Annotated in this window: 27 protein-coding genes; 6 read left to right on the forward strand and 21 right to left on the reverse strand. The window is 56.4% G+C overall.

Features of this window, described 5'->3' with window-relative positions:
* Window positions 1-21 precede the first annotated feature (21 nt).
* Window positions 22-294: a PTS sugar transporter subunit IIB gene (locus FFS28_RS09760; RefSeq protein WP_006176530.1), complete on the reverse strand. Its 273-nt coding sequence runs from the start codon at window positions 292-294 to the stop codon at window positions 22-24.
* A gap of 80 nt (window positions 295-374) precedes the next feature.
* A complete protein-coding gene (locus tag FFS28_RS09765; RefSeq protein WP_137849435.1) occupies window positions 375-818 on the reverse strand; it encodes a PTS sugar transporter subunit IIA in 444 nt (147 codons plus the stop codon).
* A gap of 237 nt (window positions 819-1,055) precedes the next feature.
* Between FFS28_RS09765 and FFS28_RS09770 the strand changes: the two genes are divergently transcribed.
* Window positions 1,056-2,075, forward strand: coding sequence for a LacI family DNA-binding transcriptional regulator (locus tag FFS28_RS09770; protein ID WP_042320326.1), 1,020 nt, complete (start codon window positions 1,056-1,058; stop codon window positions 2,073-2,075).
* A 3-nt stretch (window positions 2,076-2,078) separates the two neighbouring features.
* Here FFS28_RS09770 and yfcD read toward each other — a convergent pair whose 3' ends face one another.
* The 3 genes from yfcD to yfcF are packed head-to-tail and all read right to left on the reverse strand — an operon-like array spanning window position 2,079 to window position 3,942.
* On the reverse strand, window positions 2,079-2,633 hold the full coding sequence (gene yfcD / locus FFS28_RS09775) for an NUDIX hydrolase YfcD (protein WP_006176534.1): 555 nt from the start codon (window positions 2,631-2,633) through the stop codon (window positions 2,079-2,081).
* A 55-nt stretch (window positions 2,634-2,688) separates the two neighbouring features.
* Entirely contained in the window at window positions 2,689-3,240 is a 552-nt protein-coding gene (gene yfcE / locus FFS28_RS09780) for a phosphodiesterase (RefSeq protein WP_137849436.1), read from the reverse strand.
* Window positions 3,241-3,297: 57 nt separating this feature from the next.
* Window positions 3,298-3,942 carry a glutathione transferase gene (gene yfcF / locus FFS28_RS09785; protein ID WP_042320328.1) on the reverse strand — a complete coding sequence of 215 codons (645 nt, stop codon included), beginning with the start codon at window positions 3,940-3,942 and terminating at the stop codon, window positions 3,298-3,300.
* Between the two features lie 138 nt (window positions 3,943-4,080).
* Between yfcF and yfcG the strand changes: the two genes are divergently transcribed.
* From yfcG to FFS28_RS09805, 4 genes are all read left to right on the forward strand, one after another.
* On the forward strand, window positions 4,081-4,710 hold the full coding sequence (gene yfcG / locus FFS28_RS09790) for a GSH-dependent disulfide bond oxidoreductase (protein WP_137849437.1): 630 nt from the start codon (window positions 4,081-4,083) through the stop codon (window positions 4,708-4,710).
* A gap of 75 nt (window positions 4,711-4,785) precedes the next feature.
* Entirely contained in the window at window positions 4,786-5,154 is a 369-nt protein-coding gene (gene folX, locus FFS28_RS09795) for a dihydroneopterin triphosphate 2'-epimerase (protein WP_006176538.1), read from the forward strand.
* A gap of 13 nt (window positions 5,155-5,167) precedes the next feature.
* Window positions 5,168-6,061 carry a TIGR01777 family oxidoreductase gene (locus FFS28_RS09800; RefSeq protein ID WP_137849438.1) on the forward strand — a complete coding sequence of 298 codons (894 nt, stop codon included), beginning with the start codon at window positions 5,168-5,170 and terminating at the stop codon, window positions 6,059-6,061.
* A 43-nt stretch (window positions 6,062-6,104) separates the two neighbouring features.
* Window positions 6,105-6,614, forward strand: a complete 510-nt coding sequence (locus tag FFS28_RS09805; RefSeq protein WP_137849439.1) for a GNAT family N-acetyltransferase — start codon at window positions 6,105-6,107, stop codon at window positions 6,612-6,614.
* A 107-nt stretch (window positions 6,615-6,721) separates the two neighbouring features.
* Here FFS28_RS09805 and hisP read toward each other — a convergent pair whose 3' ends face one another.
* The 15 genes from hisP to pdxB all read right to left on the reverse strand — a co-directional run bounded on the left by hisP (window position 6,722) and on the right by pdxB (window position 20,830).
* Window positions 6,722-7,495 carry a histidine ABC transporter ATP-binding protein HisP gene (hisP, locus tag FFS28_RS09810; protein ID WP_042320620.1) on the reverse strand — a complete coding sequence of 258 codons (774 nt, stop codon included), beginning with the start codon at window positions 7,493-7,495 and terminating at the stop codon, window positions 6,722-6,724.
* A gap of 8 nt (window positions 7,496-7,503) precedes the next feature.
* Window positions 7,504-8,220 carry an ABC transporter permease gene (locus FFS28_RS09815; protein WP_006176542.1) on the reverse strand — a complete coding sequence of 239 codons (717 nt, stop codon included), beginning with the start codon at window positions 8,218-8,220 and terminating at the stop codon, window positions 7,504-7,506.
* Window positions 8,217-8,903 (reverse strand): histidine ABC transporter permease HisQ, encoded by a 687-nt coding sequence (locus tag FFS28_RS09820; protein WP_006176543.1) that lies wholly within the window; start codon window positions 8,901-8,903, stop codon window positions 8,217-8,219. Before FFS28_RS09820 ends, FFS28_RS09815 begins: the two co-directional genes overlap by 4 nt.
* An 88-nt stretch (window positions 8,904-8,991) precedes the next feature.
* A complete protein-coding gene (hisJ, locus tag FFS28_RS09825) occupies window positions 8,992-9,774 on the reverse strand; it encodes a histidine ABC transporter substrate-binding protein HisJ (protein ID WP_006176544.1) in 783 nt (260 codons plus the stop codon).
* 226 nt (window positions 9,775-10,000) lie between these two features.
* Window positions 10,001-10,783 (reverse strand): lysine/arginine/ornithine ABC transporter substrate-binding protein ArgT, encoded by a 783-nt coding sequence (gene argT / locus FFS28_RS09830; RefSeq protein WP_006176545.1) that lies wholly within the window; start codon window positions 10,781-10,783, stop codon window positions 10,001-10,003.
* A gap of 290 nt (window positions 10,784-11,073) precedes the next feature.
* The gene (locus FFS28_RS09835; protein ID WP_058609885.1) at window positions 11,074-11,643 is read right to left on the reverse strand and encodes a UbiX family flavin prenyltransferase; all 570 of its coding nucleotides are present in this window, start codon (window positions 11,641-11,643) and stop codon (window positions 11,074-11,076) included.
* An 89-nt stretch (window positions 11,644-11,732) separates the two neighbouring features.
* Window positions 11,733-13,250, reverse strand: coding sequence for an amidophosphoribosyltransferase (gene purF, locus FFS28_RS09840; protein WP_137849440.1), 1,518 nt, complete (start codon window positions 13,248-13,250; stop codon window positions 11,733-11,735).
* Window positions 13,251-13,286: 36 nt separating this feature from the next.
* Entirely contained in the window at window positions 13,287-13,775 is a 489-nt protein-coding gene (cvpA, locus tag FFS28_RS09845; protein ID WP_000262116.1) for a colicin V production protein, read from the reverse strand.
* A 253-nt stretch (window positions 13,776-14,028) separates the two neighbouring features.
* On the reverse strand, window positions 14,029-14,724 hold the full coding sequence (gene dedD / locus FFS28_RS09850; RefSeq protein WP_137849441.1) for a cell division protein DedD: 696 nt from the start codon (window positions 14,722-14,724) through the stop codon (window positions 14,029-14,031).
* Window positions 14,714-15,982, reverse strand: coding sequence for a bifunctional tetrahydrofolate synthase/dihydrofolate synthase (gene folC, locus FFS28_RS09855; protein WP_137849442.1), 1,269 nt, complete (start codon window positions 15,980-15,982; stop codon window positions 14,714-14,716). Before folC ends, dedD begins: the two co-directional genes overlap by 11 nt.
* 70 nt (window positions 15,983-16,052) lie before the next feature.
* Window positions 16,053-16,958, reverse strand: a complete 906-nt coding sequence (gene accD / locus FFS28_RS09860; RefSeq protein ID WP_006176550.1) for an acetyl-CoA carboxylase, carboxyltransferase subunit beta — start codon at window positions 16,956-16,958, stop codon at window positions 16,053-16,055.
* Between the two features lie 154 nt (window positions 16,959-17,112).
* Window positions 17,113-17,772, reverse strand: coding sequence for a DedA family protein (locus tag FFS28_RS09865; RefSeq protein WP_006176551.1), 660 nt, complete (start codon window positions 17,770-17,772; stop codon window positions 17,113-17,115).
* A 28-nt stretch (window positions 17,773-17,800) separates the two neighbouring features.
* The gene (truA, locus tag FFS28_RS09870; RefSeq protein WP_137849443.1) at window positions 17,801-18,613 is read right to left on the reverse strand and encodes a tRNA pseudouridine(38-40) synthase TruA; all 813 of its coding nucleotides are present in this window, start codon (window positions 18,611-18,613) and stop codon (window positions 17,801-17,803) included.
* Window positions 18,613-19,626, reverse strand: a complete 1,014-nt coding sequence (locus tag FFS28_RS09875; protein WP_137849444.1) for an aspartate-semialdehyde dehydrogenase — start codon at window positions 19,624-19,626, stop codon at window positions 18,613-18,615. The genes truA and FFS28_RS09875 overlap by 1 nt, the downstream gene beginning before the upstream one ends.
* Window positions 19,627-19,693: 67 nt before the next feature.
* On the reverse strand, window positions 19,694-20,830 hold the full coding sequence (gene pdxB / locus FFS28_RS09880; RefSeq protein ID WP_088207992.1) for a 4-phosphoerythronate dehydrogenase PdxB: 1,137 nt from the start codon (window positions 20,828-20,830) through the stop codon (window positions 19,694-19,696).
* A 112-nt stretch (window positions 20,831-20,942) separates the two neighbouring features.
* Here pdxB and flk point away from each other — a divergent pair, with 112 nt between their 5' ends.
* Window positions 20,943-21,947, forward strand: coding sequence for a flagella biosynthesis regulator Flk (flk, locus tag FFS28_RS09885; RefSeq protein ID WP_137849445.1), 1,005 nt, complete (start codon window positions 20,943-20,945; stop codon window positions 21,945-21,947).
* 85 nt (window positions 21,948-22,032) lie between these two features.
* Here flk and FFS28_RS09890 read toward each other — a convergent pair whose 3' ends face one another.
* A complete protein-coding gene (locus FFS28_RS09890; RefSeq protein WP_137849446.1) occupies window positions 22,033-23,211 on the reverse strand; it encodes an MFS transporter in 1,179 nt (392 codons plus the stop codon).
* Window positions 23,212-23,416: the final 205 nt, after the last annotated feature.

A 23,416-nucleotide genomic window follows, 5' to 3' on the forward strand; every position in this document is an offset into this window, starting at 1 on the left:
ATCCACCTCGCCTAATCAGGATTATTGTCTGTCGAACCAGGCGCGCAGTTGCGCTTCGAGTTCGTTGATATCGATGATGTTGTTGATCACCACCAGCTGGCTTTCCGGCACGCTGGCGCTGGCCGCGATATCCTTTGCCATCACAAAGAGATCGGCCGCCCCCGGCGTAGCGGAAGAGAGATCGGAGTGCTCTACCTCCGCGTCGATCTCCAGTTTTTTAAGGACTTTTTTAATATTCATTTCGACCATGAAACTGCTGCCCAGGCCAGAACCGCAAATAGCCATGATTTTCATTGTTAGCCCCTTTTTTGGTGTAGAGTACGCCCCATCACGCTGGTGCGTAATGTTGTGAAGAATCGGATGAAATCAGTAAATCAGAAGCGGTCGACGATAATTTTTATCTCCTCCAGCGTATTCGCCCGGTGTAATTTGGCCATGTCATCCTCGCTGGAAAATAATTCAGCCAGCGCGGAGAGTGCGTCGATATGGCTATTTTTGTCCGGTGCCGCCAGCATCACTATCACATCAACCGGGTCGAATTCTCCCGCGCCGAATGAGACGCCCTGATTCAGCTTTAATAATGACAGCCCCAGCCCGTTAGCCCCTTCCTCTGGCCGCGCATGCGGCATCGCCAGTCCTGGTGCCAGCACATAGTACGGCCCTAAGGCGTGATGCTGCTCGATGATGGCCGTCACGTATGCTGGCGAAATCACCTGCTGCTCCAGCAGCGGTTGCGCGCACAGCGCCAGCGCCTGCGACCAGCTGTCGACGCTATCCCTGAACGTGATGGTTGTCTCGTTTAGCCACGTTTTGAGCATTTCTCCTCCCGCCATACCCCAAAAGATGAGCAAACTTTATTCAACGCCTGCGCTATTCGCTGCGATCGCGGTCACAAAGATAGCGCTACCAACGACGAACATGCAGAAGTGTGATAGCGCTATCAAATTGTAATCATCGGGTTAAATCACAGCAAAAAAAGGGATTTAAGGCGTATACTGCGTTTCACGTGAAGCGAAGGATGACAATAAGAACGCGTCTGGTCAGCAGGAAGGTGTATGTCTCTAACCCGAAAACGGCGCAGTACTGGTAAAGTGACACTTGCCGATGTCGCACAGCTTGCCGGTGTAGGCACAATGACCGTGTCCCGTGCGCTCCGCACGCCGGAGCAAGTTTCCGATAAACTGCGTGAAAAAATTGAAGCCGCTGTGCAGGAACTGGGTTATATGCCCAATCTCGCTGCCAGCGCGCTGGCATCGGCCTCGTCATGGACGATTGCGATGGTCGTTCCAAATCTTTCCGAAGCAGGCTGCTCGGAAATGTTCGCCGGGCTACAGCAGGTGCTGCAGCCTGCCGGATATCAAATCATGCTGGCGGAATCTCAGCACCGGCTTGAGCAGGAAGAAAAATTGCTGGAAACGCTGCTGGCGTCGAACATTGCCGCGGCGATTTTACTGAGCGTCGAGCATAGCGACACCGTGCGCCACTGGCTGAAAAATGCCTCGATTCCGGTAATGGAGATGGGGGCCATGCGCGCCGATCCCATTGATATGAATATCGGGATTGATAACGTCGCCGCGATGTATGAGCTGACCGAAACGGTGATCCAGCGCGGTTACCAGAATATCGGCCTGCTGTGCGCTAACCAGGAGCAGTGGATTTTCCAGCAGCACCTGCAGGGCTGGTACAAGGCCATGCTTCGCCATCATATGTCGCCCAACCGGGTGATTAACGCCGCCATGCCGCCCGTCTTTTCCACGGGAGCGGCGCAGCTGCCGGAATTTCTGTTGGCGTGGCCGGAGCTGGATGCGCTGGTCTGCGTGTCGGACGAGCTGGCCTGCGGTGCGCTCTACGAGTGTCAGCGTCGTCGCATCAAAGTACCGGATGATTTGGCCGTAGTAGGCTTTGGGGATAGCGACGTCAGCCGCGTCTGTCAGCCGCCGCTGACAACCATGGCGGTACCGCATCGGAAAATTGGCGTGGAAGCGGGGAAAGCCTTGCTGGAACGTCTGAATGACGGAGACTGGCGCGAGCATAAACCCATCGCGTCCAGTCTGTGTCTGCGGGAGAGTTGTTAAGGCTTATTCAGCCTCTTCTTCTTTTTCCGGTCGGGTGGATTCATTTTTGGCGTTGCGGGTCATCCACAGCGCCAGCGCTTTTAACGAATCGGGCGTGAACTCGTCACAGCGTGCGGTGATCTCTTCTGGCGTCATCCAGCTGACCTCGCTCACCTCTTCTTCCTGCAGCGCGAACGGCCCGTGGGAAACGCAGCTGAACAGCCCGCCCCAGACGCGGCAATGTTCGTCTTCGAAATAGAACTGACCGTGCTCGGCAAACGGCACGCCAGCGATCCCTAACTCTTCTTCCGCTTCACGGCGCGCAGAATCCAGCAGCACTTCATCTGCCTGTACCACGCCGCCCGCGGTGGCATCCAGCATACCGGGTAGAAAATCTTTGGTGTCCGTGCGGCGCTGGACCAGAATTTTGCCCATTCCATCATGCACCACGATATACGTCGCACGGTGACGCAGACGCTCCGCACGCATTTGTGCGCGGCTGGCCTGCGCGATCACTTCATTTTCTTCGCTGACAATGTCAACCCATTCTGTACTTGCCAAATGACTCTGCTCCACCATCGGGAAACCTTCTCGTCTAAGCGCTCTTTCGGCGCGTTTGCAGTTGAGGTGTAACTTACGGATTAATCTCTACCTGCGCAATAACTTGCTGATCATTAAGTGCGATTACGCGTAATGAATTCTCATCCAGCATGCCATAGCTTGCAGGGTATTCCCCTTTTGGGATGCTAACCGAACCGGGGTTAAAGTGATAAATCTCGCCACGTTTTTCCGCGACTGGAATATGAGTATGGCCGTAAACCAGGACATCGCCAGCCGCCAGCGCGGGAAGCGCATCCGGGCCAAAAAGGTGTCCGTGGGTTAAAAACAGACGGCATTTTTCCAGCAGCACCTGCTGCCAGGGCGCGGTGAGGGGAAAGTGCAGCAGCATCTGGTCCACTTCGCTGTCGCAGTTGCCGCGCACGGCGATAATGCGCGACGCACAGGCATTAAGCTTTTCAGCGACCTGCGCCGGGGCATAGCCTTCCGGCAGCGCGTTTCGCGGGCCGTGATTTAACACGTCGCCCAGAATGATGAGCCACTGCGCCCCGCTTTGGGCGAACAGAGAAAGAACACGCTCGGTCGCGGGCAGCGATCCATGGATATCCGACGCAAACATGAGTTTCATCAGTCATTCCTCAGGAAAATAAAACTGCCCCTATCATACCTTATGCGTCAGGGCTTATCAGCCCGCGCGCTTAGCGGAGAGTGCCACAAAACGCTGCACTGACGCCCGCTGCCACTGGAACGCCGCATAATCCACCAGCAGCTGCGGCACGGCATCGCCGTTAAGGATCAGGCGATTGAGCATCAGGGCAAGATCGGTGTCGGCGATGCACCATTCGCCAAAGAGATTTGGATTACCGTGAGCCAGCAGTGACGATGCCGTATCGATCAGCTTTTGCGCGCTGAGCAGCCCCTCTTCACTGAGCGTGGGCTTTTTCACGCCGGCAAACACCACGTCGGTTGAACGTTCGACGCGAACTGGCACCAGATCGCTGCGCAGCCAGGCCTGGATCTGGCGGGCACGGGCCCGTTTTTGCAGATCGTGTGGATAAATGCGTTCCCATTCCGGTGGTGCAAAGCGATCTTCGAGATACTCATCGATCGCCGAGGATTCGCTCAGCGTGAAGCCGTCGATGTCCAGCATCGGTACGCGTCGCGTTTGTGCGTACCCCTGCCACTGCGGTTTAAGATGCTCACCGCCGTCCAGATCAACGGTTTTAAGGGTAAAAGAGAGCCCTTTTTCGGCCAGCGCCACGTAAGCGCTCAGAACATAGGGTGAAAAGAAATTCGCATCGGACCACAATGTGATTACGGGCTGGTTCATAACATCCTCATCGGCTGATCGGTTTTCACTCAACATATAATCTCTTTGCTTCGCTGTCACTTGATGAAAACTCACGATTTTCAACATGCACCTATACTCCTTTTATGGCATTACGGTTTGCAATGACAGGAGTTAAGAATGATAGATCTCTATTATGCGCCCACCCCTAACGGCCATAAAATCACCCTTTTTCTCGAAGAGGCCGAACTCGATTACCGGATCATCCGCGTGGATATCAGCAAGGGCGATCAGTTCCGGCCCGTTTTTCTGGCGATTTCGCCAAACAATAAAATCCCGGCCATTATCGATAACCTGCCCGCTGACGGAGGGCGGCCGCTGAGCCTGTTTGAATCCGGCGAGATTTTGCTTTATCTGGCGGAGAAAACCGGCCAGTTGCTGAGTGGGGAACTGCGCGAGCGCCACCATACGCTGCAATGGCTTTTCTGGCAGACGAGCGGCCTGGGGCCGATGCTTGGGCAAAATCACCATTTCACCGCCTATGCCCCGCAGCCGCTCCCTTACGCTATTGAGCGCTATCAGGTGGAAACGCAGCGGCTCTACGGCGTGCTTAACCGTCGGCTGGAGAAATCACCGTGGCTCGGGGGCGATCACTACAGCATTGCCGATATCGCCTGCTGGCCGTGGGTGAATACCCATGTGCGCCACCGCATCGATTTAGCCTCTTACCCGGCCGTCAATAACTGGTTCGAGCGCATCCGGACTCGCCCTGCGACCGAGCGCGCGATGCAAAAGATCCAGCAGATTTAGGCCTGTGCCCGGTTGGGTGCGGGTCAGGCTCTCATGTATGATGGGGAGGCATGACTGACACGGAGAAGACCTGCAATGTCGCAGCAAGACGCTATTATTCGTATAAAAAATCTACGCTTACGCACGTTCATCGGTATTAAAGAGGAAGAGATCGTCAACCGTCAGGATATCGTGGTCAACGTGACCATCCATTACCCGGCGGACAAGGCGCGCGCCAGTGAAGATATTAATGATGCGCTGAACTATCGCACCATTACCAAAGAGATCATCCAGTACGTTGAAAACAACCGTTTCTTCCTGCTGGAAAAATTAACTCAGGATGTGCTCGATATCGCACGCGAACATCACTGGGTCACTTATGCTGAAGTCGAGATCGATAAACTTCACGCTCTGCGCTACGCCGACTCCGTCTCGATGACGCTAGGCTGGCGACGCGACGCGTAAACCTGGAGGTTATATGAAGATTCTGCTGACCGGCGGTACCGGCCTGATTGGTCGTCATCTCATCCCGCGCCTGCAGGCGTTGCATCACGAAATTACCGTGGTGACGCGCAGCCCGGAGAAAGCGCGTCAGGCGCTGGGTAGCGGCGTTGAGGTCTGGAAAGGGCTGGCGGATAAGCAGAATCTGGACGGCTTTGACGCCGTCATTAACCTCGCGGGTGAGCCTATCGCCGACAAGCGCTGGACTCAGGAGCAGAAACAGCGGTTGTGCCACAGCCGGTGGAACATTACCGAAAAGCTGGTCGAGCTTTTCCGCAATAGCGACACGCCGCCGTCGGTGCTGATTTCCGGCTCGGCGGCAGGTTATTATGGCGATCTCGGCGAAGTGGTGGTCACCGAAGAGGAGCCGCCACACAACGAATTTACCCACAAACTTTGCGCACGCTGGGAGCAGATCGCCTGCGGCGCGCAGAGCGATAAAACCCGCGTCTGTCTGCTGCGCACTGGCGTCGTCCTGGCCCCGAAAGGCGGCATTCTGGGCAAAATGGTCCCTCCCTTTAAGCTCGGTCTCGGTGGCCCCATCGGCAATGGCCGTCAGTATCTCGCCTGGATCCATATCGACGATATGGTCAACGGCATTATCTGGCTGCTGGATAACGACCTGCGCGGGCCGTTTAACATGGTCTCGCCATACCCGGTTCGTAACGAGCAGTTTGCGCACGCGCTGGGACATGCCCTGCATCGTCCGGCGGTGCTGCGCGCCCCTGCCACCGCAATTCGGCTGTTGATGGGCGAATCGTCGGTGCTGGTGCTGGGTGGTCAGCGCGCACTGCCAAAACGGCTGGAAGCGTCCGGGTTTACGTTCCGCTGGCATGATCTGGAAGAGGCACTGGGGGATGTGGTGCGGTGAATATGTTACATTTATACGCCTGTTCAGCTGACCGGGCGTAATAATGGCAACCATCACAACCTCCCGACTTTCACTCACTCCTTTCGAACCCTCTGACTGGGCATTCTTCCGCAGCCTGCGTGAAGACCGCTCCGTTATGCGCTATATGGCCGCTATCGCACCGGAAAAAGAGACACGACGCGTCTTTGCCGCGCGTCTAACGGCGGGGCATGTGTTTGTCATTCGTCTGCATGACGACGACACCCCGCTCGGCGACATTGGCCTGCAAATTAGCCCTGAAAACCGTGAAGAAGCGGACATCGGCTATACCGTCGTCCCCGCCGCACAGGGGAAAGGCATTGCCAGCGAAGCGCTGCGCGCGGTGTGTGATTATGCGTTTAACAAGACGGGCGTGAAGGCGATTAACGCCTGGGTGCTGGCAGATAACACCGGGTCGGTACGGGTGCTGGAGAAAGCCGGGTTTGTGCGCACGCAGGTGCTTGAGAAGGCATACGAGATTGACGGCGTGCGGTATGACGACTGGGGATATCGGCTGGAGCGCGGTGCGGTTTGAGTATCGTGGGCCCGATTTATCAGGCCCGGTAAGCGAAGCGCCACCGGGCGACTGACTGCGCTGCGGCCTGATGCCCTCACCCACGGGGAGAGGGAGAAAGGCAAAAACTACTTCAACGATCCTTTCAAAAATTGCTGCAAGCGCGGGCTTTGTGGGTTCGCTAACACCTCGTCCGGGTGTCCCTGCTCCTCAATTTTCCCCTGATGCAGGAAAATGACGTGGTTCGAGACGTTACGGGCAAAGCCCATCTCGTGCGTCACCACCACCATCGTTTTACCCTCTTCGGCCAGTTTCTGCATGATGCGCAGCACTTCGCCAACGAGTTCAGGGTCAAGCGCCGAGGTGGGTTCGTCGAACAGCAGCACCTCGGGCTCCATTGCCAGCGCGCGGGCGATAGAGACACGCTGCTGCTGGCCGCCGGAGAGATGCACCGGGTATTTGATCTGCTGGCGTTCATCAATACCCACTTTCGCCAGATATTTCACCGCCCGCTCGCGCGCTTCCTGCTTGCTCAACCCCAGCACCTGGATCGGCGCCTCCATCACATTCTCCAGCACCGTCATGTGGCTCCAGAGATTGAAATGCTGAAATACCATGGTCAGGCGCGTGCGCAGCAGCCGCAGCTGGTTTTTATCCGCCACCTTCAGCTGGCCGTCTTTGTCACGGACCAGATTAATGTTCTGTCCGCTCACCACAATCTGGCCTTCACTCGGTTTTTCGAGGAAGTTAATGCAGCGCAGGAAAGTACTTTTACCGGAACCGGATGAGCCGATAATACTGATCACGTCGCCTGCATCAGCCTGCAGCGATACCCCTTTCAGCACTTCGTGTTCGCCGTAGCGTTTGTGCAAATCAATTACGTTTAATTTGTTCTCAGCCATCATCATTCTCAGTGCGTCGAAGAAGGTTTTATATGCTGCAGCCAGCGTTTTTCCGCCTTGCGGAACAGGCTAATCAGGACGTATGAAATAATTAAATAGAGCACCGCTGCAATCCCGAAGGCGGTAAAGGGCTGATAGGTCGCGGAGTTAATATCACGGGCAATCTTCAGCAGGTCCGGGACCGTTGCGGTGAAGGCCAGCGCGGTTGAGTGCAGCATCAAAATCACTTCGTTGCTGTAGGCAGGCAGCGCAATGCGCAGCGCCGACGGCAGAATGATGCAGCGGTAAAGCTTAACCGACGAAAAGCCGTACGCGCGCGCCGCCTCAATTTCACCGTAGGGTACGGAGCGGATGGCGCCAGCGAAGATCTCGGTGGTGTAAGCGCAGGTATTCAGCGTTAACGCCAGCACCGTACAGTTCAAACCGCTGCGAAAGAAGGCGTTCAGCATCTCGGTGCCTTTCACTATCTCCAGCGTATACATGCCTGAATAGAACACCAGCAGTTGCACATACAGCGGCGTACCGCGGAACACGTAGGTGAACAGCCAGATCGGGAAGCGGATGTATTTATTGTTCGACACGCGGCCAATGGCGAGAAAAATGGCCAGAATGCCGCCCATCACCACCGAGGAGATCAGCAGCCACAGCGTAATCGCCACGCCGGTAAAACGGTAGCCATCCGTCCACAGCAGCGCTTTCCAGTATTCCTGAATAATCTCAATCACAGGTCAGCCCTCTTCACACCCACGGAGTAGCGACGTTCAAGCAGAAGCAGCACGCCGTTGGAGGCGGTCGTAAAGACCAGATAGATCACACCGCAGACGACGGCAAAATAGAAGGGTTCCCAGGTGCTCTTGCCCGCCAGCTGGGTCGCTTTCACGACATCTTCCAGGCCGAGCAGGGAAACCAGCGCCGTGGCTTTGAGGATAACCTGCCAGTTGTTACCGATGCCCGGAAGCGCATAGCGCATCATGGCCGGGAACATGATCCGGCGAAACGTCTGTGAGGAGGTGAAACCGAATGCGGTCGCCGCTTCGATATGGCCCTTCGGCACTGCCATGTACGCGCCACGGAAGGTTTCGGTGAAGTACGCCCCGTAGATAAAACCGAGAGTAATGATACCGGCCACCATCGGGTCAATATCAATCTGGTCCATGCCGATGGCATCCGTGACGCCGTTCAGCGCAATCTGCAGACCGTAAAAAATCAGCAGCATCAGGACCAGATCAGGCACGCCGCGAATCAGCGTGGTATAGCCTTCAAAAATCAGCGCGAGCGGTTTATTTGCCGACAGCTTTGCTCCCGCCCCCGCCAGTCCTATCAGCACGGCGAGTACCACGGAGCTAAGAGCCAGCTCCAGGGTGACAAGCGCGCCCTGTAAAATAACGCCAGAAAATCCGTACAGCATACCGCCTGCCCTGTCGTGTCGTGAGTGGTGAAACCGTGTCTTTTCCCCTCCCACACGGGGAGGGGCCGCACGTTATTTGACGGAGCGATTAGCCGCCGTAAACATTAAAATCGAAGTATTTTTTGGCCAGTTTGTCGTACGTGCCGTCAGCACGCATTTCCGCGAACGCTTTGTTCAGCGCTTCACGCAGTTCGTTGTCTTCTTTGCGCAGGCCCATACCGGTGCCGACGCCAAAGAGTTTTTCGTCCTTAATAGACGGACCGCCGAACTTATAGTCTTTACCCACCGGCTGCTTCAGGAAGCCTTCGCTCGCCGCGACTTCATCCTGGAACGCCGCGTCGATACGGCCTGCCGTCAGGTCAGCGTAGATGTTTTCCTGGCCCTGATAGGAGACAATTTCAATCCCTTTCGGTGCCCAGTGCTCATTGCCGTAGGTTTCCTGCGTCGTGCCCTGCAGAACGCCGACGCGCTTGCCTTTCAGGGAGTCAAGGGTTGGCTGGATATCAGAGGATTTCGCCACCACCAGTCGGGAATCTGCCGCATACAGCTTGTCCGTAAAGGCAATCTCCTGCTGGCGTTTTTCGGTGATGGAGAGAGAAGACATGATAACGTCGATTTTTTTCGCTTTCAGCGATGGGATCAGCGCATCCAGCGGGTTCTCAACGTAGGTACATTGCGCTTTGATGCGTTTGCACAGCTCATTCGCCAGATCGATGTCAAAACCGACCAGTTCACCCTTCGCATTCTTCGATTCGAAGGGGGCATAGGTTGGATCGGTACCGATACGAATTTTTTGCGGGATCGCTGCGAATGCCGCGGTAGCGCTGGAAAAGGCCAGCACCAGAGAAAGGGACAACACCAGTTTTTTCATATCTATCCTCAACAGACTGTCTTCATACGGGATTTTTACGACGACGGGGTGCCGTTAATGTGCCATTAATCCCCTCTGTCAGGCAAAGATTAATGCCTTTCGGGCGGTATTTTTTGCATTATTAGTGCTTAACTATGCACGAGCCGAACCAATATGGTGCACGAACTGCACCATATTGGCTCATTCGCGCCCCGAAGCGCACCGTTTCGGGGCATCACCGTCCGTCTTAATCACCGTATACGTTGAAGTCGAAATACTTCTTCGCCAGCTTGTCGTAGGTGCCGTCTTTGCGCAGTTCGGTAAACGCTTTATCAAAGGCGGCTTTCAGCTCGGTGTCGTCTTTACGCAGGCCGATACCGGTCCCGTCACCAAAGTATTTTTTATCTTTAACCGAGGGGCCAGCAAAGGCGTACTCTTTGCCCGCAGGCTGTTTCAGGAAGCCTTCGCTTGCAGCGACTTCATCCTGGAACGCAGCGTCCAGACGCCCGGCAGTCAGATCCGAGTAAATCAGATCCTGGTTCTGATAAGGCACCACGTCCACGCCCTTCTCGCGCCAGTTGGCATTGGCATACCCTTCCTGCGTCGAGCCCTGAAGCACACCCACGTGCTTGCCTTTCAGCGAGTCGATCGTCGGCTGGATCGGCGAGCCTTTGGCTGCAATCAGACGAGAATCCGCCGCATAGAGCTTCTCGGAGAAAGCAATCTCCTGCTGACGTTTCTCGGTAATGGAGAGTGAAGAGATAATGGCGTCGATTTTCTTGGCTTTCAGCGACGGGATCAATGCGTCGAAGTCGCTGCCCACCCATGTGCATTTCACCTGCATGCGTTTGCACATCTCATTTCCCAGGTCGATATCAAAACCGACAAATTCACCTTTCGCATCCTTCGAAGAGAATGGCGCGTAGGTGGCGTCCGTACCGATACGTACCGTCTGTGGAAGCGCTGCGTAGCTGCTCGCAGCAGCGCTTAATCCCACCAGCAAAGACAGAGCCAGAACCGTCTTCTTCATACATTTACCCTCAAGTACCGTGATTTTATTATGGTTGTGTTGTGTGTTGTCGTGCAGGGCTTCTCTTGCAGGTCTTATGCCATTTTGACGTCGGGTCAATTTTTCGACGTTAAATATGTTAATAAAACGTTGCGATATTGCCTTAATGGTGAAAGATAGCAGGTCTGCCGAACGAACCGCAGAGAGAAAAAGGGAAAAAACGAATTAAATGTCGAGGATATGATCGCGGTTGCAGTTTTGCCCTGAAACAGGGCAACTTGTCTTCTCATGCACTCAGGCGGTGCAGCGACTCACGCGCCCTGCCAGCGGGTAAAGAGATCTTCAGGCAGGTCAATGTCAAACTGATCCAGCACGCGGTTGACCGTCTGGTTAATCACATCGTCAAGGTTTTTAGGCCGATGATAGAACGCCGGGACCGGAGGCATGATCACCGCACCCAGTTCCGCAGCCGCGGTCATTAACCGCAGGTGGCCCAGGTGCAAAGGCGTTTCACGCACGCACAGCACCAGCGGACGGCGCTCTTTCAGCACAACGTCGGCTGCGCGGGTGACGAGCGTGTCGGTATAACTGTTCACAATGCCCGAGAGGGTTTTGATGGAACACGGCAGGATCACCATGCCCGCCGTTTTAAACGAGCCAGAGGAGATGCTGGCGGCAATATCGCGGGCATCATGCACGACATCAGCCAGCGACTGTACGTCACGCAGGGAGAGGTCGGTTTCAAGCGACAGGGTCTGACGCGCCGCCTGGCTCATCACCAGATGCGTTTCTACTTCAGGTACGTCACGCAGCACCTGCAACAGGCGCACGCCGTAAATGGCACCGCTGGCACCGCTAAGCCCGATAATGAGTCGTTTCATGATTTTTGCCCTTGCTGAATTCAGGGCTGACTGTGCAGGATTTTACAGGGAGTTGCAAGTGAGGGCACCCGCCCTCACCTGCTCAGGCGTTAGCCTTCGTTGTGCATCTCTAAGCTTTCGAGATCGTTTTGCAGCTGGACGGCTTTCGCGTCGTCGTTACGCAGCGAATCAAGGTAGTCGAGATATTGCTGATCAACGTCTTTGGTTACGTAGATACCGTTAAACACCGAGCATTCGAACTGCTGAATATCCGGATTCTCGGCACGTACCGCGTCGATCAGATCGTTGAGATCCTGGAAAATCAGGCCGTCGGCTCCGATGATCTGACGGATTTCATCCACTTCGCGGCCATGGGCGATCAGCTCGTTGGCGGTTGGCATATCAATGCCGTACACGTTCGGGAAGCGAATTTCCGGTGCCGCAGAGGCCAGATACACTTTCTTCGCCCCGGCTTCACGCGCCATCTCGATAATCTGCTCAGACGTCGTGCCCCGCACGATAGAGTCATCCACCAGCAGGACGTTCTTGTCACGGAACTCGGCGCGGTTGGCGTTCAGCTTACGGCGCACGGATTTACGGCGCAGATGCTGGCCCGGCATGATGAAGGTGCGGCCAACGTAGCGGTTTTTCACAAAACCCTGACGGTACGGCTTGTCCAGAATACGGGCGATTTCCAGCGCGATATCGCAGGAGGTTTCCGGGATGGGGATAACCACGTCGATATCCAGATCGTCCCACTCGCGGGCAATCTTTTCACCCAGTTTGGTTCCCATGTTCACGCGGGCGCTGTACACGGAAATCTTGTCGATGAACGAGTCCGGACGCGCGAAGTAGACGTATTCGAACAGGCACGGGTTGCTGACCGGGTTGTCGGCACACTGGCGGGTAAACAGCTGCCCCTTCTCGGTGATGTACACCGCTTCGCCCGGCGCGACGTCGCGCAGGAACTCAAAGCCCAGGGTATCAAGCGCCACGCTTTCGGAGGCGACCATGTATTCGGTACGACCATCGCCGAGATCGCGTTTGCCGAGCACCAGTGGGCGAATGCCGTTTGGATCGCGGAAGGCCACCATACCGTGACCGATAATCATCGCCACGCAGGCGTACGCGCCGCGGATCAGGCGGTTGGTCGCGGCCACGGCGGCAAAAATGTTATCGGCTTCCAGCGGATAGTGACGGAAGTTATCCAGCTCGCTGGCAAAGATATTGAGCAGGATTTCAGAATCAGAAGTGGTGTTAATGTGGCGACGTTTTTCTTCGAACAGCTTTTTACGCAGCTCGTGGGCATTGGTCAGGTTGCCATTGTGGGCAAGCGTGATGCCGTAGGGTGAGTTGACGTAAAAAGGCTGAGCCTCAGAGGCGCTGGAGCTGCCAGCAGTAGGATAACGAACGTGACCAATCCCCATATTACCTTGCAGGCGCTGCATATGGCGGGCTTCAAACACATCGTTTACCAGGCCGTTTGCCTTACGTAAACGGAAGCAGTTGTGTGCATCAATGGTGATGATACCCGCAGCATCCTGACCACGGTGCTGAAGCACCGATAATGCGTCATAAATAGACTGGTTAACCGGCATGAAACCGGCGATACCGACAATACCGCACATTCGTCTTTTCCTCGTTAAGCCACATCTCAGAGCCAGTCAGGCTCTGGGCAAGAAACTCGACGAGCTTTGCAGATAGTCAAAGAACCATCTGATGATGAAGCTGAACTCCGGAATGAGCTGCGATTTTTGCCAGTCTTCGCTTTTTGAGAACCCGGTAAAGGTATCCAGGAAGAACAGTATCGCGGCCACAATCAGCACGCCTCGTAACGCCCCAAAACAGATCCCGAGTACCCTGTCCGTTCCTGACAGACCGGTTTTCTCGACCAGCTGACCTATCACGTAATTGACGATAGCGCCGACAATCAGCGTCGCGATAAACAGCACCGCGATGGCGATTCCGTTTCGGACCAGTTCATCTTCAAAGCCCGTGAACCAGACAGACAGGTAAGTGTAGTAATGACTGGCAACAAAGAAAGCACAACCCCATGTCACCAGCGATAACGCTTCACGAACAAAGCCACGGATCAGGCTAACCAGACAGGAAAAACCAATCACCGCAATGATGGCGTAATCAATCCAGACCATATATGTCCCACGATTTAACGCCCTGTCATCCAGTTCGGGGCGAATTCTAACAGAAAAAGAAAACGTTTGCGTAGGGATTTCCTTTCCCCGCGTAAATAAAAAAGGCGCTGAAAAAAAGCTCAACGCCACGGTCCTTTTGACGTCGCTGTGGACGTCTGTTGCCCCTCCCCCCGGCTCTCTCCCTCAAGGAAGAGGGAGCAAACCCTCCCCTCGCCCCTCTGGAGAGAGGGTCAGGGTGAGGGGAAAGATCTTATCAGTTCGCGCTGTAGTTCATCACCACACCACTCAGACCGGAAATCTGCTTCAGCTCGCCGAGCGACCCTTTGAGCTTATCTTTCGACGCATCCGGTCCGACGAGGATACGGGTAATTTTACCCTGTACCGGCGTGGAAGGTGAAGTGTAAACACGATATCCCGCGCCGCGCAGCTTACTCACTACCTCATTAACCTTATCGGCATTTTTCAGCGCGCCGAGCTGCACAACGTACGCTTTACCCACAGGGGCTGGCTCTTGCTGGGCAGGTTTTGCCGACGGCGGTGTTTCTGACGCAGCGGCAAGCCGATCGTTGGTCTGGTCACGCTGCGGTTTAGGCTGCGGTTTCTCTACCGGTTTCGGTTTTACTACCGGTTTCGGCTGTTCAACCGGCACAGGATCGATATCGGTATTGCTGTTTGCCGCCAGGCGAGACGGATCCAGCGACGGGGCTGCCGCATCGCCCGCACGCACCTCTTCGGCAGCGCCTTCCGGCGGCTGAGCAGGCAGCGCCTGCGTCGCCGCAGGCAGCATATCCGGCTCATCGCGATCGCCTGGTTTTGGCACCAGCGGGATCGCCGCAAACTCATCCTGATAATGCTTTTTCTGCCCGTCAAGCAGCCCCGGGAGGATAATCACCCCGAGCGCGACCAACACAATGGTTCCTGTCAGACGGTTCTGAAACTTACTCGCCACCGGTTCTCCCCGCGTCCATCACTTCCATGACATGTGCCACCGTGTGGAACGAGCCACACACCAGCACGGTATCTTCTGGTTTCGCATCCGCCATCGCGGCATACCAGGCCTCCACTACGCTTGCGTAGGCTTTGCCTTCGCCAAGATGCGCCATCAGCTGTTCAGCGGTGGCGCCTCGCGGCCCTTCCAGAGGAGCACAATACCAGCTATCGACCACACTCTCCATGCAGGCCAGCGTGCCGCCAATATCTTTATCATGAAGCATACCGATAACCGCCCGGACCTGCCCGGTTTTTGGTAACGATTTGAGACGTCCTGCGAGATAGGCCGCCGCGTGCGGATTATGCGCCACGTCCAGAATCAGACGTGGCGATTCGCTGACGATCTGGAAACGCCCGGGCAGGATGGCATTTTTGATGCCGTCGCGGATCGCCTGCTCGCTCACTGCCAGCCCGCTTGCGCGCAGTGCCGCCAGCGCGGTAGCCGCGTTAGGCTGTGGCACCTGCGGCAGCGGCAGGTTATCCAGCGCGCCCTGTGAATCGCGGTAGCACCAGCCGTTATCCTCAACACTGTACTGCCAGTCCACGTCGCGGCGAAGCAACGTGGCCCCCTTCTCTTTCGCCACATCGGCAATGGTGTGCGGCATATCCGGTTCACCGACAACGGCAGGCTTACCGGCGCGGAAAATGCCCGCTTTCTCGCGCCCAATGCTTTCGCGATCCGGCCCCAGCCAGTCAACATGGTCCAGCGCGATGCTGGTCACCACGGAAACGTCGGCATCCACCATGTTGGTGGCATCAAGCCGCCCGCCAAGGCCCACTTCCAGAATCACCACGTCCAGCTGCGCCTGTTTAAACAGCCACAGCGCCGAAAGGGTACCGTATTCGAAATAGGTTAATGAGGTCTCACCGCGCGCGGCTTCGATTTCAGCAAACGACGCCGTATGGGCCGATTCCGGCAGCTCGGTGTTTTGCACCCGCACGCGCTCGGTATAGCGCACAAGATGCGGGGAGCTGTAAACACCGACCTTATAACCGGCGGCCATCAGCACGGATTCCAGCGTACGGCAGGTGGTACCTTTACCGTTCGTTCCGGCAACGGTAAACACGAAAGGTGCGGGTTTCAGCACATTGAGACGCGCGGCAACCTGGCTTACGCGCTCAAGCCCCATATCGATGGTTTTACCGTGCAGATTTTCCAGATAAGAAAGCCACGCGACCAGGGGCGACGTGGCTTGGGGAATGCGTTTATTTTCCATGATGCCCGGTTGTCATTAACAGTTTAGAAAGCAAAAGGGCAGCGCCAACCGGCCCTGCCCTTTTCAGTTATCAGGCCTCGGGTACCTGATCCGGTACAACCACACCTTCACGCGGTTCATCCGGGTTAGGCGTTGGCAGATTCATCAGCTTCGCCAGGATGCTGGCCAGTTTCAGGCGCATTTCCGGGCGGCGGACGATCATGTCGATAGCGCCTTTTTCGATGAGGAACTCACTGCGCTGGAAGCCCGGCGGCAGCTTTTCACGTACGGTCTGTTCGATAACGCGAGGACCGGCAAACCCGATCAGCGCTTTCGGCTCGGCGATGTTCAAATCACCCAGCATCGCGAAGCTGGCTGAGACGCCACCCATGGTTGGGTCGGTCAGCACGGAGATATACGGCAGACCGCGCTCCTGCATTTTCGCCAGCGCCGCAGAGGTTTTCGCCATCTGCATCAGGGACATCAGCGCTTCCTGCATACGCGCGCCACCGGAGGCGGAGAAGCAGATCAGCGGACAGTTGTCTTCCAGCGCCTGCTCAACGGCACGTACGAAACGCGCACCGACCACGGAGCCCATTGAGCCACCCATAAAGGCGAACTCAAACGCGGCGGCGACAACCGGCATCTCGTGCAGGGTGCCTTTCATGACGATCAGCGCGTCTTTCTCGCCGGTCTCTTTTTGTGCAGAGGCCAGACGATCTTTGTATTTTTTGGAATCGCGGAACTTCAGCACATCTTTTGGCTCAAGTTCGCTGCCCAGTTCAACTAAGGAACCTTCGTCCAGCAGGCTATGCAGGCGGTTACGCGCCGACATACGCATGTGGTGGTCACACTTCGGACACACCTCGAGATTGCGTTCCAGCTCTGCGCGATACAGAACCTGGCCGCAGCTATCACACTTCGTCCATACCCCTTCAGGAATGCTCGCTTTGCGCGTTGGGGTAATGTTGCTTTTAATTCGTTCAATCCAGCTCATTGATAACCTTTCTGCCTGAACCTGGTCGTATGCCAGTTTTGCTGTAAGAGGCGAATAATGCCATTTTTGCCTCCAACAGACCATGAATGTTGCACATTAAAACATAACAGCCCGAAACTTTGGATAAAAAAGTGGTCGAACCGCCAGAGTGCTGTTACTTCGCTTGTTTTGCCGCCGCGCGCTTATGGCGAATAATTTCGATAACACCAGGCAGGACGGAAAGCACAATAATCGCTACAATCAGTAACTTAAGGTTTTCCTGAACCACCGGCAGATCGCCAAACAGATAGCCCGCGTAGGTAAACAACAGGACCCACAGCAGCGCCCCCGCCACGTTGTACATTGCAAAGTGACGATAGGACATATGTCCCATTCCCGCCACAAAGGGTGCAAATGTACGCACAATAGGCACAAAACGCGCAAGGATAATGGTTTTACCGCCATGACGTTCATAGAACGCATGGGTTTTATCCAGATAGCTGCGGCGGAATATTTTCGAATCCGGATTGCTGAACAATCGTTCACCGAACACCCGCCCAATGGTGTAGTTGACCGCATCGCCGACAATGGCGGCAATAATCATCAGTATCACCATCAGATGCACATTCAGATCGTTGGTGGGCAGCGCAGAGAGCGCACCGGCCACGAACAGCAGCGAATCTCCCGGCAAAAACGGGGTAACCACCAGCCCGGTTTCGCAAAAGAGGATTAAAAACAGAATGGCATACACCCAAATGCCGTACTGGGCGACCAGTTCAGCCAGGTGAACATCAATATGCAGAATGAAATCAATCAGAAAACGTATTACGTCCATATTGTCTAAGCCTTAATAGCACCGTTGATTAGTCCGCTAAAAACAGCGGACCCATTGGCGGTTTTGGAAGATCGAACCGGTCCGGATAATCCACCGAAACCAGATACAGCCCTTCCGCTTTCGCCGTTGCTGCCGCAAGCGTTCTGTCCTTCGCTGCCAGCAGCTCAGCAATCCAGCTCTCCGGCTGGTGTCCGGCACCCACTTCCATCAGGCTGCCCACAATATTCCGCACCATATGATGTACAAAGGCATTCGCTTTGATATCCACCACCACATACGCGCCATAACGACTGACGTTTATGTGCATCACGTTACGCCACGGCGTGCGGGACTGGCACTGCACCGCACGGAACGACGTAAAGTCATTTTCGCCAATCAGACACTGCGCCGCGCGCTGCATGCGTTCTGCATCGAGCGGTTCATAGAAATGCGTCACGCCCTGGCAGAGCACAGCCGGACGCAGACGCTGATTGTAGATGACATAGCGGTAACGACGCGCCGTGGCGCTGAAACGCGCATGAAAATCATCGGGCACATTTTTGACCCAACGCACCGCGATGTCTCCAGGCAGATTCGCATTCACGCCCAGGGTCCAGGCGGCATCTTTACGCACGGCGGTGGTTTCAAAATGAACCACCTGCCCCGTGCCGTGGACACCGGCGTCCGTCCGCCCTGCGCAAAGAACGTTAATCGGTTCGTTCGCCACCTGAGAAAGCGCTTTTTCCAGCTTTTCCTGCACGCTGCGCACTTCGTTCTGACGCTGCCAGCCATAGTATTTACTGCCATCGTACTCAATGCCGAGGGCAATTCTATGGACCGGCTTGTGTTCCACTTCTGACATCAGTACAGATACTCCTGCACCAGTTTCTCAGCGATTTTGACCGCCATCAGCGCACCGCCAAAACGGACGTTATCCGCCACCGACCAGAACTGAACCTGCTCCGGCATGCCGTAATCATTGCGCACGCAGCCGACTGAAAGATGCGCGCTTCCGGTTGCATCACCCACCTGCGTCGGGAATTCGCTCTCTTCCGAGAGGACGATGTCTTCACCGCGGCCAAACGCATCGCGCGCCTCTTCGGCCGCCAGCGGACGCAGCGCCTCAAAGCCCACCATCTGCGCATGGCCATAGAATACCGGCGACTGAACACAGCTGGCGGAGATCATCAGGCCGTCATCCTGCAGGATTTTGCGCACTTCATCGACGATACGACGCTCATCACGCACGCTACCTTCACGATCCGGCAACAGTGGCAGCATGTTGAACGCCAGTTGGCGGCCAAAATAGTCGTCTTCGTCAATCGGAACACCGTTAAGCAGTTTCGCGCTCTGCCCGGCCAGCGCATCGACCGCTTTCTTGCCGTTAGCAGAGGCTGACAGCAGGCTGGTCACGTTGATACGCGACAGACCACCGTCGTCAATTAACGGCTTAAGGGCGGTCAGCAGTTGGCTGGTGAGGCTGTTCGGTACCGCAATAACGTTGCGGTTACGGTAGTCAGCCAGGACAAACGGGTTCACGTCCGGCACCACCAGTGGGACGTCTGGCTCCAGTGAGAACAGACCGCTCAGATCAATCACCAGGCAGCCCGCGTTAGTGGCGTCTTCAATGTAGGATGCGGTGGCTTCGGCACCTGCGGCGAAAAATGCCAGCTGCGCCTGCGTCCAGTCGAACTCAGCGGCGTCCTGGACCCTCACGGATTTACCGTTATAACGCAGATGTTCGCCCGCGCTCTCAGTACGCGCCAGCGCGTAAATATCGCCCACCGGGAACTGACGCTCAGCAAGGGTTTCGAGCAGGGCTTCGCCCACGGCGCCAGTGGCACCCAAAATGGCAATGTTCCAGCCTTCAGACATGGTGGTTTACTCCAGAAATAAAAAAGCGTCCCTGTCAGAGCATCCAACAGGGAGCATGAAGAAGACATTAACGCGCCGGGTGATGAACCGCGTTAAAACCCAGTGCGTGCAGCAGCGTCGCCGCTGAAGCATCATCGCAAATCACATACAGGGAAGACCATTCGCGACGCTCAACATAATTTTTACGCAGCGCGTCAAATTCACCCGGGATCCCTGCCACCTTACGCAGCAGCGCGTCATCGCGGCGCACATCATACACCAAATGCACCAGCCTTTTCAGCGTTGGCTCATCAAGCGGGCCGTGGAGGGTAATACGCCCAAACTCGGGCGCGGGCAGCAAAGTATCCAGTGCAACCTGCTGCGGATGGCCGATAAAGGCGCTGTAGGCCTCAAAGACCTGAGTGGTACCCCGCGCTTTACCTTCAAGGGTATAGCCCGCGATATGCGCGGTGGCAACGTCTGATTTATTCAGCAGACTGACGTTCAGGTCTGGCTCAGGCTCCCAGACATCCAGCACCACGCTCAGATCCTGCCCCTCTTCCAGACATTTCAGCAGCGCGGCGTTATCAACCACCGGACCACGGCAGGCGTTAATCAGAATAGTGCCAGGCTTGAGACGGCGGATCAGCGCCTCGTCCGCCAGGTGCAGAGAGGTATACGGCCCCGTTTTAAAGAGCGGCGTGTGGAAGGTGATGACGTCGCAGGCCTCAACCAGCTCGTCCAGCGTGCGGAAATCCCCTTCATCGCCATTATCCTTACGAGGCGGGTCACACAGCAGGGTCCGAATGCCTAAGGCTTCGAGGCGTTTTTGCAGGCGCCCCCCGACGTTGCCCACGCCGACAATGCCGACGGTACGGTCTTTCAACGCGAAGCCGTCGCGCTCTGCCAGCATCAGCAGTGAGGAGAAGACGTATTCCACCACGGCGATGGCGTTACAGCCGGGCGCGGCGGAAAAGCCAATGCCCGCCTGGTTGAGCCATGCGTCATCCACATGATCGGTGCCGGCCGTTGCCGTCCCGACAAATTTAATCGCTTTGCCGGCAAGCAACGCCTCATTTACTTTGGTTACCGAGCGCACCATCAGGGCGTCGGCATCCTCCAGCTCGTTTACCGGGATCGGGCGACCAGGAACAGCCTTAACATCACCCAGGCGGCTGAACAGCTCACGGGCGTAAGGCATATTTTCATCAACGAGGATTTTCACGTCTGAGTACCTGTTTGAGAGGAAGAAAACCTGCCAAGTGTGCCATAATCTCGCCGCCGGGCATATATGTCTGCCCGGTTTAGGCAGAGTTTTGACTTTAAGGATTTTGACGATGCAGCCCATTTCAGGTTCGCCGCCTCGCCCTCCGGGTGAAGGCCCCGCAATGCCCAATGTCGCAGGCGAACAGCCGCTCTCAACGCAACAGCGCACCGTGCTGGAGCGTTTGATTACGCGTCTGATCGCGCTGACCTCACAGCAGAACGCTGAAGTGTGGGCAGGGGTTAAGCATGATTTAGGCGTCAGGAACGATGCGCCGCTGCAATCGCGCCATTTTCCGGCTGCCGAGCAGAACCTGAATCAGCGTATTACGGTTGCGCAGCAGAATCACGCCACCCGCCAGACGGTCTCGCAGTTAACCGAGCTGCTGGGCCAGGGCAATAACCGCCAGGCGGTGAGTGATTTTATTCGTCAACAGTTCGGTCAAACCGCGCTGAGTCAGCTCACGCCAGACCAGTTGAAAACGGTTCTTACGCTGCTGCAGAACAATCAGCTTTCCATTCCGCAACCGCAACAGCGCCCAGCCACCGAGCGCCCGTTGCAGCCAGCGGAACATAACACCCTGAAGCAGATGGTGGCCCGGCTTGCCGCTGCCACCGGTGAACCCACGAAGCTTATCTGGCAATCGATGCTGGAGTTATCGGGTGTCAAAACCGGCGAGCTGATCCCGGCTAAGCAGTTTACCAACCTGGTGACCTGGCTGCAGGCGCGCCAGACGCTCAGTACCCAGGCGACCCCGACGCTGCACACGCTGCAGGCGGCACTGAAACAGCCGCTTGAGCCGCGCGAGTTTGAAGCGCTTCGCGATTACGCCCAGCAAACCTGGCAGGCCACGCCGCAGACGGTGCTGACGACCGCGCAGGTTCAGGATTTACTTAATCAGGTATTCACGCGCCGCGCCGAGCGCGAAAGCGGCGTACCGGAAGCGCGCAATATCCAGCCCATTTTCAGCCCGCTGTTTGCCCCGGTGGTGGACACGTTTAAACATCTCTCTGCCCGCCCCGGGCTGATGTTTGTCGCGTTGATGATTGCGCTGGCGCTTTTCTGGCTCGTCGTGTAATCCCCACCGGGTGGCGGTTTCGCCTTACCCGGCCTGTAATGGCAGACATTGCAGGCCGGGTTAGCGCAGCGCCACCGGGCAAAACTTACTCCCGACGAAATGCCAGGAGTGTCACCACAATCCCGACAACTGCCGAAATTGCCCCCGCCAGGAACACCGACGGATAGCCAAACGACGTGGCTAACAGCCCCGCCAGCGGCCCGGTCACGCCATAAGAGATATCCTGAAACGCCGCGTAGCCGCCGAGCGCCGTGCCGCGTACCTGCGGCGCAACGCGTTTCACGACTTCAACGCCCAGCGCCGGGAAGATCAGCGAACAGCCGCAACCGGTTAACGCGGCCCCCAGTAACGCAACGGACGCGGTGGGTGCCTGCCAGAGCAGCACCAGACCGACAGTCTCGATCACCAGCGACGCCACGGCGACCTTCACGCCGCCGAAGCGATCCGGCATCCAGCCAAACAGCACACGCATCAGGACAAACGCGCCGCCAAATGCGGTGAGGGTAAAGCCCGCCATCGCCCAGCCGCGGCTCATAAAGTACAGTGAAACAAACGTGCCGATCACGGCGAACCCTACGCCCTGCAGCGCCAGCCCAAGGCCCGGCTGCCAGATTTGCCCCACCACGCTCCACAGGGAGGGACGTTCACCTTTATGCGCCGGCACTTTGCGCACCGAACCGTTAAACGCCCAGGCTAACAGCGGCAGCGCCATAGTGGTGGCCGCCAGCGCGGCAAAACCAAACTGACTGTGGATCAGCAGGCCCAACGGTGCGCCTGCGGCAAGTGCGCCGTAAATGGCCATGCCATTCCAGGACATCACTTTACCCGAACGCGCAGGGCCAACCAGCCCCATCCCCCAGGTCAGGGTGCCGGTCAGCAGCTGGCTTTCGCCAAAGCCCAGAATCAAACGCCCGACGACCAGCAGCGCAAATTTGTACGTCGGTTCCACCGGCAGAAGCGCCGCCAGTAGCCAGGCACCGCCCGCCAGGGCGCAGGCAAACATCCCCTGCAGCGCCGAGCGCTTTGCGCCATGCTGGTCGGCCAGGCGTCCGGCGTAGCCACGGGTGAGTACTGTCGCTAAAAACTGAATACCCACGGCGATGCCGACCATGGTGTTGCCATAGCCCAGCTCCTGGTGAACAAACAGCGGGATCACCGGCAGCGGCAGGCCAACGGTCATGTAGGTCAGGAATACCGCAAATGCGATACGAAACAGCGAGACGTTCGCTGAAGAGGATGTTTCTGTTTGGGTTGCTGCAGTCATGCTTTACTCCAGAATGAAGAGTAAGGCGGGGAAATGCCACGCCCCCTCTACCTGATTATCAGGATTAAGGTGCGTTGGTTGACGTTAAACGCTTACGCATTATCGTGAGGATAATGTTGAGGTGTGGATTTTGCCTGCCCGTTCAACTGCTTGTCAATGCATAAAAAAAGGAGCCTGTAGGCTCCTTTTTACCGCTGCGTCAAAC

It is taken from the genome of Enterobacter sp. 2VL, assembly GCF_005503595.1.
GTDB lineage: Bacteria > Pseudomonadota > Gammaproteobacteria > Enterobacterales > Enterobacteriaceae > Enterobacter > Enterobacter cancerogenus.